We start from the raw sequence: 11,286 nt of genomic DNA, 5'->3' as shown, positions 1-11,286 counted from the left end.
TTGAACACACAATGGGACGGATACACCGGCACAGCGCCTTCCTACGATGGCGGAAAGGCTTCCACCGGGGCGGGGAGCCACCCTGTACCGGCCGCGCAGGGCGCCCCGCCCCCGCCGGCCCCGGAGCGTTCACCGGCAGCCGCCGGCGACCCGGCCCGCCAAGCGCTCCTGGACGTGCGGCACGAAGTGGGCAAGGCCGTCGTCGGGCAGGACTCCACTGTGACCGGCATGCTGATCGCGCTGCTCTGCGGCGGCCATGTGCTGCTGGAGGGCGTGCCCGGCGTTGCTAAGACGCTGCTGGTGCGGGCCCTGTCCAAGGCCCTGAGCCTGGACACCAAGCGGGTCCAGTTCACCCCTGACCTCATGCCCGGCGACGTCACGGGTTCGCTGGTCTACGACTCCCACAGCTCCGAGTTCACCTTCCGCGAGGGGCCGGTCTTCACCAACATCCTGCTGGCCGACGAGATCAACCGGACGCCGCCGAAGACCCAGGCGTCGTTGCTGGAGGCCATGGAAGAGCGCCAGGTATCGGCCGACGGCGTCTCCCGGCCGTTGCCGGTGCCGTTCATCGTGGCCGCAACGCAGAACCCAGTGGAATACGAGGGCACCTATCCCCTGCCCGAAGCACAGCTGGACCGCTTCCTGCTCAAGCTCGCCATGCCGCTGCCCGCCCGGCACGAGGAGATCGAAGTCATCCGGCGGCACTCCGAAGGATTCGATCCCCGCAACCTGGGGGCCGCAGGTGTTCGTGCGGTGGCCGGGAGCAGCGAACTGGACAGCGCCCGCGCGAAGGTCGCCGCAGTGCGGGTGGCGCCGGAAATCCTGGGCTACATCGTGGACGTGGTGCGGGCCACCCGGGCGGCGCCGTCGTTCCAGCTGGGTGTGTCGCCGCGCGGCGCAACCGCGCTGCTGACCACTGCCCGGGCCTGGGCCTGGCTCTCCGGGCGGGACTTCGTTACCCCCGACGACGTCAAGGCACTTGCCCTGCCGTGCCTGCGCCACCGCGTGGGCCTGCGGCCGGAAGCGCAGATGGACGGCGTGCATGTTGACGACGTCCTCGGCAGCATCCTCGCATCCGTTCCCGTGCCGCGCTGATGCCCGCCCGCATGTTGATCCGGGGGTCATGAATGGTCGTCACAGGAAGGCTGGTGCTGCTGGCGGCTGCGGCACTCGTGCCGATGCTGCTTTTCCCCAACTGGGGTACGGCCGCGCTGCTGTGCACCCTGTTCCTGATGCTTGCGGTGGCAGATGCTTTGCTGGCGGCTTCTCCGCGCCGGCTGGTCGTGGAGCGCCGGCAGCCTGCCAATGTGACCTTGCATGCGGGGGCCGAAAGCCAGCTGCTGCTGACGAACACCAACGACCGCGCCCTCCGGGCCCTGGTCCGTGACGCCTGGCAGCCCTCGGCGGGCGCGGTGGACCCCGTCCAGCGGATCACGGTTCCTGCCGGTGAGCGGCGCCGCATGACCGTGCGCCTTGTTCCCGTGCGCCGCGGTGATCTCGCTGCTCCGCATGTCACGGTCCGTTCCTTCGGCCCGCTGGGCCTGGCCGCCCGGCAGAGCACCCTGACGGTGCCGGGCAGCTTGCGTGTCCTGCCGCCGTTCCACTCGAAACGGCATCTGCCCTCAAAGCTGCGCAAGCTCCGGGAACTGGACGGCAAAGCCGCCGTGCAGATCCGCGGTGCGGGGACCGAGTTCGATTCACTGCGCGACTATGTCCGCGGCGACGACGTCCGATCGATCGACTGGCGCGCCACCGCCCGGCGGACCGCCGTCGTCGTCCGCACCTGGCGGCCCGAGCGGGACCGCCGCGTGGTAATCATGCTGGATACCTCACGCACCGCCGCGGCAAGGATCGACGACGAACCCCGGCTGGACACCGGGATCGAGGCGGCCCTGCTGCTGGCCGTGCTGGCCGAGCGCGGCGGCGACAGGGTTGACTTCCTCGCCTTCGACCGCAGGGTTCGCGGCCGTGTCGATTCGGCGTCCAAGGGGACCCTGCTGGGCCGGCTGGTCCAGGCCATGGCTCCGCTGGAAGCCGAGCTGATCGAGATGGACTGGGGCCAAGTGCCGGCCCAGGTGCGGGCCGTGTCCGCGCACCGTTCCCTCGTGGTCCTGCTGACCTCCCTGGACAGCGGCGTGCCTGAAGAGAACCTCATTCCCACCGTGGCCCAACTGGCCCTCCAGCACGTGGTGGTGGTCGCCTCGGTGCGGGACCCGCTGCTGGGTACGATGGCGGCGGAACGGACGACGGCGAGCCAGGTCTTCCGCGCGGCGGCCGCTGAACGGGCGCTGCTGGACAGAGCCGCGGTTTCCGCACAATTGAAGCAACTCGGGGCCGAAGTAGTGGACGCGGAACCGCTGGATTTGCCGCCGAAGCTCGCGGACGCCTATATCCGGCTGAAGGCTGCCGGCAGGCTGTAGCAGGCAGGCCCCGGCAAGCGGGCCGCAGGAAGGAGAAAGCAGGTGTCCACCGTGAACACCCCGATCTACGAACGCGCCCTGGGCAGCGATTTCCGCCGGCTGCAACCGGAGCTGCAAGATTACTTCGCCCTGGTACCCGGATCCGGCTCCTACGGGATCGGCGAGGGCGTGTTCGAACTGGTGGGTTGCCGCCAGCGCTGGCTGCGGCCCTTGCTGTCCCTGGCCTCCGCCGAGGAAGCCCTGTTCCCCGAATACGGAGAGAGGGTGCCGTTCCGGATCGAGAACCACGCCCACCTGGATCCGTTCGGCCGTTCCAGCCTGACCGCCCGGCGCGAGATCTTCTTCCCCGGCCGCACGCGGCTCTTCCACGACACCACCTCGGCCGTCGAGGAGAACGGCGGCACGCGGCTGGTCGACTACCTCGGCAAGCATCGGCGCCTCGCCACCGAACTCCGGCTCGCCGTCACGCCTGAGGGCAGGCTCCGGGGAATCTCCGGGGCCACGCGGGCGTTCCTGGGTCCGCTCCGGCTCGGCGTGCCCGGGTTGCTGGATGCCAATGCCTACGCCGAACAATGGTGGGATTCCGGGGCAGGCAAGCACCGGATCCAAGTGAAGGTGCTGCAAAAGCACGTTGGCCTGGTGCTCGTCTACGCCGGATACTTCGACTACCGGCTGGCCCCGTTGCTGCCGCAACCCGCGGCCGGGGACGGGACCGCCGTCGGGCTCCCGCGTTACGCGGAGCCGGACCGCTGGGAGTCCCGTACCTAAGCTGCTTCCCTAGCCGAGTGCCAGCTGATTGAGGCCGTCCGCGAGCTGGGTCAGGCGGTTGAGGGCGTCTTTCGCCGCCGCCGGGCTGTGCCCGGCCAGGCCGTGGGACGGCGTCACCCGCAGTGCCGCAAGGGACGACGCCGGCAAGCCCAACTGGCGCCAGGGCCGCCAGACCGCTTCCACGAGTTCCGCCGTGCGCGGGAGTGCACCGCCCGGCTCGCCTGCAGGCAGCGCGCCTGCCCAGACCCGTTTGCCGGACTCGACTGCCCCGGCCAACTGCTCCCACTGCCGCGTGGTCAGGGCCTTGAGCGGTACAGCAACGCCGTCGGCCCCGGAGGCAAGGATCTGGGCAAAGGGGGCTTCGATTTCGGGCACGGCGATCACGGTCTCCGCGACGCCTGCAGCGTGCAGTGCTTCGACAACCCTGCGCCAGGAGGCAGTTGCTTCATCCTGCGGGATCGAACGCAGCGTACGGTAACCGCTCGCCGTCGGGATGGTTCCGGCGAGGACGGCGGCGATGTCCGGCTCGTCCAGCTGGACCACGACGTCGGCCCCCGGCACCGCGGCCCGGATACGGGTGATGTGCCCAGCGACGCCGACGGCCAGGGAGTCCGTGATGTCCCGTCGTGCGCCGAAGTCCAGCAGGGCGCGTTCCCCGTTGTGCAGGTAGAGGCCCGCGGCAAGACTGAGCGGCCCCCTGAGCTGGATCTTCACCGCCCCGGCGGAGGCGTCCTCGGCACCGGCCACATCGGCCAGCACGTTGATGTCGGTGGCCAAGGCGGACCGTGCGCGCTGCAGGTCCTTGCCCGGGCGGTCCACGAGGCGCCAGCCGTGCGGCTGCACGTCCACGGCAAGTTCGACAAGCAGCGACGCGGTCCGGCCCAGCGGGTCCGAGCCGACACCCCGGTCCGGAAGCTCGGCAAGGAAGGGCAGGTGCGGGCTGCCGAGTTCCCCGCGAATGGTGCGGGCGGCTTCCAGGGGATCATCGCCCGGCCAGGGCCCCAGGCCCGTGGCCGTGACCTGGCTTGATGGGAGTCCGGCCACCGAACGTTCGTCCACGGCTCAGTCCCGGCTGACCTGGTGGCCTTCGGCGATTGCCTCGTGGTGGCGGATCACTTCGCTGATGATGAAGTTCAGGAACTTCTCCGCGAAGGCAGGATCCAGGTGCGCTTCCTCGGCCAGGCGCCGGAGCCTGGAAATCTGGGCGGCCTCGCGGCCGGGGTCCCCCGCGGGCAGTTTGTGGGTGGCCTTGAGCACGCCCACCTTCTGGGTGGCCTTGAAGCGCTCCGCCAGGAGGAAGACGAGCGTGGCGTCGATGTTGTCGATGCTGGAGCGGATGGACAGCAGCTCATCCATGACCGAGCGGTCCACTTGGCCGACCAGCGAGCTCGCGGCGGGATCGAAAGAGTCAGCGGTGGTCTCGGAGACGTTCTCGGGACGGGCGTCTTCGGAAAGTAAAGGCTTCGGCTCGGTCATTGCACCAGTCTATGTTCTGCGCCGGAAGCTTCGCCGGTGTTACCCGTGTGCTGGACGCAGCCCGGGAGCAGAATGGTCTTGCTGTGTTTCGGGCCCGCGGACAGCTGCCCGGGCCCGGGCTGAGGAAGGAAGGAGAACCGATGAAGATCGCAGTCCTCGGAACGGGGATGGTGGGCCACGCGCTGGCCGGAAGGCTAGTGGAGCTCGGCCACGAAGTGATGATGGGTTCCCGCGAGGCGGGAAATCCCAAGGGCGCGGACTGGGCCGCGGCCGCGGGGCCGAACGCCTCGGCAGGATCCTTTGCCCAGGCTGCGGCGATGGCGGAGTTAGTTATCAACGCCACTCCCGGAACGGTGTCCCTCGCCGCGCTCGGCGAGGCCGGCGAAGGCAATCTCGACGGCAAGGTGCTGCTGGACGTGTCCAACCCCTTGGATAATTCGGCGGGTTTTCCGCCCCCGCTCTCGGTCTGCAACACAGACAGCATCGCCGAAACCATCCAGCGCACGTTCCCACTGACCCGCGTGGTCAAGTCCCTGAACACCGTAAGCGCGCCGGTAATGGTGGATCCGCAGCGGCTGGGCAACGGGGAACATGACGTCTTCCTGGCCGGCAACGACCCCGAAGCCAAGGCTGTCGTGGCCGAACTCCTGCGCGGCTTCGGCTGGCGGCCGGAAAGGATCCGCGACCTGGGCGGCCTGGACGCCGCCCGCGGCATGGAGATGTGGCTTCCCTTGTGGCTGCGGATCTTCATGCAGCAGCCGCGGGGGAAAATGTTCAACATCGCGATCGTCTCGGAAGACTGACGAGGGACTGACGACGACGGCGGGCGGCGGCGGCGCGCCGTGATCCGGCAGCGCGTTCGACTGCGGCGGCCGCCGTCGGCGTGCCGTGATCCGGCAGCGTGCGCAAAAGGGGCCCCGCGCCCTTCAGCAGCTCGCTTAGCTGCCGAAGGGCGCGGGGAATAGCACGCAGAGGATCGCGGCATGCCGCCCCCAAAAGCACCCCTCGAGACCGGCAGGGCAGCTCAGCTGCCAAGCAGCGCCCGGTGCGCCTCCCTGCGCAGGGCCTGTTCCACCGGGTCCGGGACCGGCAGTGAGGCGATGAGTCGCTTCGTGTAGTCCTGGCTCGGGGCACCCATGATCTGGCTGCCGATGCCCTGCTCCACGAGACGGCCCTTGAACAGCACGCCCACCCAGTGCGAGAGCATGTCCACCACCGCGAGATCGTGGCTGATGAACAGTGCCGCGAAGCCAAACTCCTCCTGGATATCCCTGAACAGCTCCAGCACCTTTGCCTGCACGGATACGTCCAGGGCCGACGTCGGCTCATCGGCGATCAGCAGCCGCGGGTTCAGGGCGAGTGAACGGGCCAGGGAGGCACGCTGCCGCTGCCCGCCCGAAAGCTCGTGCGGATACCGTGCGGCGTACGAGGCCGGCAGCTGCACGGACTCGAGCAGCTGGGCTACCCGGAGCCGGGTTTGTGCCGGGCTCGGATGGGTGTGGATCAGCAAGGGCTCGGCGATGCACTCCCCCACCGTGAGGTGCGGGTTGAACGAGGCCGCCGGATCCTGGAACACGAAGCCGATGTCCCTGCGGAGCGGCTTGAAGCTGCGTTCCTTGAAACCCAGCATCTCGTAGCCGAAAACCTTCAGGCTGCCGCCGGTGGCCCGGTTGAGGCCGGCGATGGCCCGGCCGATGGTGGACTTCCCGGAACCGGATTCGCCCACCAGGCCGAAGACCTCGTTCTCCGAGATGGTGAAGCTGACACCGTTGACGGCCTTGAACCCCGGAGTGCCGAGGCGTCCCGGGAATTCGATGCTGAGGTTCTTCGCCTCCACCAGGACCTTTCCGCCCTGGTGCAGCCGTTCCGTGGCTCCTTCCGACGCCGATTCCCGGCCGAGGTGCGGAACCGCGGCCAGCAGCTTCTTCGTGTAGTCCTGCTTCGGTTCCGCGAACAGGGTCCTGGCGGTGGCTTCTTCCACCACCTCGCCCTGGTACATCACCACCACACGGTCCGCCAGGTCCGCGACCACGCCCATGTTGTGGGTGATCAGTACGATCGAGGTGCCGTACTTGTCCCGGAGATCCCGCAGCAGCTGGAGGATCTCGGCCTGGACCGTGACGTCCAGCGCCGTAGTGGGTTCGTCCGCGACGATCAGCCCGGGGTTCAGGGCAAGCGCCGCGGCGATGACCACGCGCTGCTTCTGCCCGCCGGAAAGCTGGTGCGGATAGTAATTGACGCGGATTTCCGGATCCGGGATGCCCACCTTGCGCAGGGCTTCGGTGGCGCGCGCCTTGGCTTCCTTGGCTGAAATCCGGTGCCCGTCCGCCGCATGCGCCCGGATGCCTTCGGCGATCTGCCAGCCCACCGTGAACACAGGGTTCAGCGCGGTGGAGGGCTCCTGGAACACCATGGCGACGTCCCTGCCGCGGATCTTCCGGAGGGTGGCGGGGCTGACGCTGATGACGTCGTTGCCCTTGATGAGCACGGTGCCGGAGCTGGTGGCCGTTTCGGGCAGGAGCCCCAGGATTGTCTTGGCAGTGACCGTCTTCCCGGAGCCGGACTCACCCACGATGGCCAGCACTTCGCCGGCTTTCACATCGAGGCTGACATCCTTGACCGCCTGGACGTCCCCGGTGTCCGTGGCGAAGGTGACCTTGAGGTCGTCGATGTCCAGGACCACTTCGCCCGCGGGCTTCCGCTCGTCCGAGATGTTTCCGAGGTCGATGGTCATGGCTTGCCTGCCTTCTTCGCTTTGCTGCCGGCCCGTATCTTTCCTGCAGCCCGGCGCCCGCGCAGGCGGGGATCGTTGAGGTCGTTCATGCTTTCGCCCACCAGGGTCAGGCCGAGCACTGTCAGGACGATCGCCACGCCCGGGAACACGCCCGTCCACCAGATGCCGGAGGATGCGTCGGCGAGCGCCTTGTTCAGGTCAAAGCCCCATTCGGCAGCCGAAGTCGGCTCGATGCCGAAGCCCAGGAAGCCCAGGCCGGCCAGGGTCAGGATCGCCTCGGAGGCGTTGAGCGTGAAGATCAGCGGCAGGGTGCGGGTGGCGTTCTTGAAGATGTGCCGGCCCATGATGCGCCAGCTCGAAGCACCCACCACCATGGCCGACTCCACAAAGGGCTCGGCCTTGAGACGGATGGTTTCGGCCCTGATCACACGGAAGTACTGGGGCACGAACACCACGGTGATGGAGAACGCACAGGCCAGGATGCCGCCCCAGAAACTGGACTGTCCGCGGCTGATGACGATCGACATCACGATGGCCAACAACAGCGACGGGAAGGCGTAGATGGCATCCGCCATGACCACGAGCACCCTGTCCAGCCAACCGCCGAAGTAGCCGCTGAGCAGGCCAAGCGCCACACCCACGAAGAGGGACATCGCCACGGACACGATGATCACGATCACCGCGGTCTGGGAACCCCAGAGCACGCGGGACAGCACGTCGTAGCCACCGACCGTCGTCCCCCAGGGGTGCTTGCCGCCGGGGACGGCCTGCGCCGGGAACGTGCCGGCGGCGTCGGAGATCTGCGAGAAACCGAACGGTGCGATCAGCGGGGTGAGGAGTGCAGCCAGCAGGAAAATACCGGTCAGCGAGGTGCCGATCAGGAGCATGGTGCGCTGCAGCCCGACGCTCTGCCGGATGTGCGAGGTCACGGGCAGCCGGTCCAGCAGCGGCGCCCTGCGAGGAGCGGGCGGCGGGACGGCCGCCGTCGTCGTTTCAGACATCAGTACCTCACCCTCGGGTCGATGATTGCGGCAAAGATGTCCACTACGAAGTTGGTGACCGCCACGATCACGGCCAGCAGCATGACGATGCCCTGCACGGCGACGAAGTCGCGGGCGGTCAGGTATTGCGCAAGCTGGTAGCCCAGGCCCTTCCATTCGAAGGTGGTTTCGGTCAGCACGGCGCCGCCGAGCAAGAGCGCGATCTGCAGGCCCATGACCGTGATGATCGGGATGAGCGCCGGCTTGTAGGCGTGCTTGGTGACGAGGCGGAATTCGCTGACGCCGCGCGAGCGGCCGGCTTCCACATAGTCCTTGCCGAGCGTCCCGATCAGGTTGGTGCGGACCAGGCGCAGGAAGACGCCCGCGGTGAGCAGTCCGAGCGCGACGGCGGGAAGCACCGCGTGCGCGGCGATGTCACCGAGTGCCTGGTAGTTTCCGCTGCGGATGGCATCCAGCCAATAGATGCCGCTGGGTGCCGCGAGCTGGGACATGGCCAGTTCCGTGTTGGTGGAAGCCCGTCCGGAGACCGGCAGCCAGCCCAAGGCCACGGAGAAGGTCAGCTTCAGGAGCAGGCCCGCGAAGAAGACCGGAGTGGCGTAGCAGAGGATGGCGAAGAAGCGCAGCACGGCGTCGGGCGTGCGGTCCCGGCGGTGGGCTGCAATCATGCCCAGCGGAATGCCGACCAGCAGTGCCACTACGAGGGCGTTGATGGCCAGTTCGAGGGTTGCCGTGCCGAAGGTGGCCAGCATTTCGACGACCGGACGGCGGTCCGAGAGGGTGGTACCGAAGTTTCCAGTGGCGACTTGGCCGAGGTATTCAAAGTATTGGACGAGGATGGGCCGGTCGTAGCCGGCCTCGTGGATCCTGGCGTCGAGCTGGTCCTGCGGGAGACGTCCGCCGAGGGCGGCGGTGATGGGGTCGCCGGTGATCCGCATGAGGAAGAAGACCAGCGTGACCAGGATGAAGATGGTGGGGAAAATCAGGAGGAAGCGGACGAGGATGTACCGTCCCACTCCCCCGGCGCCGCGTTTTGGCGCAGCCGGGCCGAGCACATCAGGTGTCTCGGCCTCAATGAGTGTTGCCATGAGGAATCCTTTGTAGACAGTCGTTTCGGGCGTTTGCCCTGCTCACGGCAGGAGGCGGGGCGCACCCCGCCTCCTGCGTGGACGAATTACTTCGAAACGCTGCCCAGACGGAACTTGAAGGACGCGTCCAGGGTGGAATCGACACCCTTGACGCTGGCGCCGGAAACGGCGACCTGGGCACCCTGCAGCAGCGGCAGGGTGGAGATGTCCGCCGCGAGCAGCTTCTGGACATCCTGGATGTCCTTCTCGCGGGCGGCCTTGTCCGATTCGGTCAGCTGCTTCTCGATCAGCTTGTCGACCTCGGGGTTGGAGTAGTGGTTATTCATGAATCCGCCCTTGGGGAAGAACGGGGTGAGGTAGTTGTCCGGGTCGGAGAAGTCCGGGAACCAGCCCAGCTGGTGCACCGGGTAGGTGTCCGCCTTGGACGCCTTGTTGTAGGTGACCCACTCCGTGGACTGGAGCTCAATCTTGAACAGGCCGTCCTTTTCCAGCTGGTCCTTCACCATGGCGTACTCGTCGCCGGAGGACTTGCCGTAGTGGTCAGGGTTGTACTGGAGCTTGATGGTCACCGGGGTGCTGACGCCGGCGTCTGAGAGGACCTTCTTGGCCTTGTCCGGGCTGGGCTTGCCATCCTGGCCGTAGAGGTCCTTGAAGGACTCGTTGGCGCCGAGGAAACCGGAGGGAACGTTGGACCACAGGGGCAGGTAGGTGCCCTTGTAGACCTGGTCGGCGATCGCCTGGCGGTCGACGAGGTCCGCCACGGCCTGCCGGACGGCGTGCGCCTTGGCAGGGTCGGCGTCGGGGGTCTTCGCACCGAACGGCATCACATTGTAGTTGAAGACGATGTAGCGCATTTCACCGCCGGGGCCAACGTGCACCTTGACCTTGGAATCCTTTTTGAGGTCCTCAATGTCAGTGGCGCTCAGGCTGCGGTTGGCGACGTCCAGGTTGCCCTGCTGGATGTCCAGCTTCATGTTGCTCTGGTCCGTGTAGTACTTGATGGTGGCGCCGCCGTTCGCCGCCTTGTCCAGCACGCCCTTGTAGTCCGCGTAGGGCTTGAGGCTGATGAGTGTGTTCTTGTTGTAGCTCTCGATGGTGTACTGGCCGTGGAAGGCCTTGGCCTTCACGATGTCCTCGTCGGGGAGGAGCTTGTCAGCCGGGAAGACTTCATCGTCGACGATCGGACCGGCGGGGCTGGAAAGGATCTGGGCGAAGGTCTGGTCGTTGGCCTGCTTGAGGGTGAAGACCACGGTCTGCGGGTCCGGCGTGCTGATCGAGGAGATGTTCGTCAGCAGGGAGGATGGCCCGTTGGCGTCCTTGATCTTGACCTGGCGGTCGAAGCTGAACTTCACGTCCTTGGAGTCCAAGGTGTGGCCGTTGGCCCATTTCAGGCCGCTCTTGAGCTTGACCGTGTATTCGGTGGGCTTGGTGAACGAGGCGGATTCGGCGATGTCCGGAACGGGGTCGGCCCCGCCGGGCTTGGAGTTAAGCAGGAACGGGAAGATCTGGTTCATCACCATGAACGACCCGTTGTCGTACGATCCAGCGGGATCCAGCGCGGTCACCTTGTCGGTGGTGCCGTAAGCGACGGTACTTGCCGCACCGCTGGCTCCATTACTGGGTGCACCGCCCGACGGACCAGTGCAGGCCGTAAGAGCGAATGCGGAGATCCCCGCGAGCGCGATGACGCTGTGCAGGGCTTTCTTGTTGATTGCCATCAGTGAACTTTCTGTTCTGTGGAGTCGGTGTCCGATGGATTGGCTGTTGGAGGTAGGGATGCCCGCGATTGTGATGGGGCACAC

At 67.1% G+C, this 11,286-nt stretch carries 10 protein-coding genes; 4 read left to right on the top strand and 6 right to left on the bottom strand.

Annotated elements, in window-relative coordinates:
- The 3 genes from ACNQPB_RS16925 to ACNQPB_RS16915 are packed head-to-tail and all read left to right on the top strand — an operon-like array spanning position 1 to position 3,188.
- Entirely contained in the window at positions 1-1,095 is a 1,095-nt protein-coding gene (locus ACNQPB_RS16925; protein ID WP_498753606.1) for an AAA family ATPase, read from the top strand.
- A 32-nt stretch (positions 1,096-1,127) separates the two neighbouring features.
- Positions 1,128-2,420 (top strand): DUF58 domain-containing protein, encoded by a 1,293-nt coding sequence (locus ACNQPB_RS16920; RefSeq protein WP_498753586.1) that lies wholly within the window; start codon positions 1,128-1,130, stop codon positions 2,418-2,420.
- 51 nt (positions 2,421-2,471) lie between these two features.
- Positions 2,472-3,188 (top strand): DUF4166 domain-containing protein, encoded by a 717-nt coding sequence (locus tag ACNQPB_RS16915; protein WP_498753605.1) that lies wholly within the window; start codon positions 2,472-2,474, stop codon positions 3,186-3,188.
- 9 nt (positions 3,189-3,197) lie between these two features.
- On the opposite strand, the gene ACNQPB_RS16910 is transcribed toward ACNQPB_RS16915, so the two are convergent.
- Entirely contained in the window at positions 3,198-4,247 is a 1,050-nt protein-coding gene (locus ACNQPB_RS16910) for a uroporphyrinogen decarboxylase/cobalamine-independent methonine synthase family protein (RefSeq protein WP_498753585.1), read from the bottom strand.
- Positions 4,248-4,250: 3 nt separating this feature from the next.
- Entirely contained in the window at positions 4,251-4,664 is a 414-nt protein-coding gene (locus tag ACNQPB_RS16905) for a chorismate mutase (RefSeq protein WP_498753584.1), read from the bottom strand.
- Positions 4,665-4,804: 140 nt separating this feature from the next.
- Here ACNQPB_RS16905 and ACNQPB_RS16900 point away from each other — a divergent pair, with 140 nt between their 5' ends.
- Positions 4,805-5,467, top strand: coding sequence for an NADPH-dependent F420 reductase (locus ACNQPB_RS16900; RefSeq protein ID WP_498753583.1), 663 nt, complete (start codon positions 4,805-4,807; stop codon positions 5,465-5,467).
- Positions 5,468-5,688: 221 nt separating this feature from the next.
- On the opposite strand, the gene ACNQPB_RS16895 is transcribed toward ACNQPB_RS16900, so the two are convergent.
- The 4 genes from ACNQPB_RS16895 to ACNQPB_RS16880 all read right to left on the bottom strand — a co-directional run bounded on the left by ACNQPB_RS16895 (position 5,689) and on the right by ACNQPB_RS16880 (position 11,202).
- On the bottom strand, positions 5,689-7,398 hold the full coding sequence (locus tag ACNQPB_RS16895; RefSeq protein WP_498753582.1) for an ABC transporter ATP-binding protein: 1,710 nt from the start codon (positions 7,396-7,398) through the stop codon (positions 5,689-5,691).
- Positions 7,395-8,399, bottom strand: coding sequence for an ABC transporter permease (locus tag ACNQPB_RS16890; RefSeq protein ID WP_498753581.1), 1,005 nt, complete (start codon positions 8,397-8,399; stop codon positions 7,395-7,397). Before ACNQPB_RS16890 ends, ACNQPB_RS16895 begins: the two co-directional genes overlap by 4 nt.
- Positions 8,399-9,484, bottom strand: coding sequence for an ABC transporter permease (locus tag ACNQPB_RS16885; protein WP_498753580.1), 1,086 nt, complete (start codon positions 9,482-9,484; stop codon positions 8,399-8,401). Before ACNQPB_RS16885 ends, ACNQPB_RS16890 begins: the two co-directional genes overlap by 1 nt.
- Positions 9,485-9,570: 86 nt before the next feature.
- The gene (locus ACNQPB_RS16880; protein ID WP_498753579.1) at positions 9,571-11,202 is read right to left on the bottom strand and encodes an ABC transporter substrate-binding protein; all 1,632 of its coding nucleotides are present in this window, start codon (positions 11,200-11,202) and stop codon (positions 9,571-9,573) included.
- Between the last annotated feature and the right edge of the window lie 84 nt (positions 11,203-11,286).

It is taken from the genome of Curtobacterium sp. LFS079 (assembly GCF_047977865.1).
Classification (GTDB): Bacteria; Actinomycetota; Actinomycetes; order Actinomycetales; family Micrococcaceae; genus Arthrobacter.
This window is presented reverse-complemented; position numbering and strand designations above follow the sequence as displayed.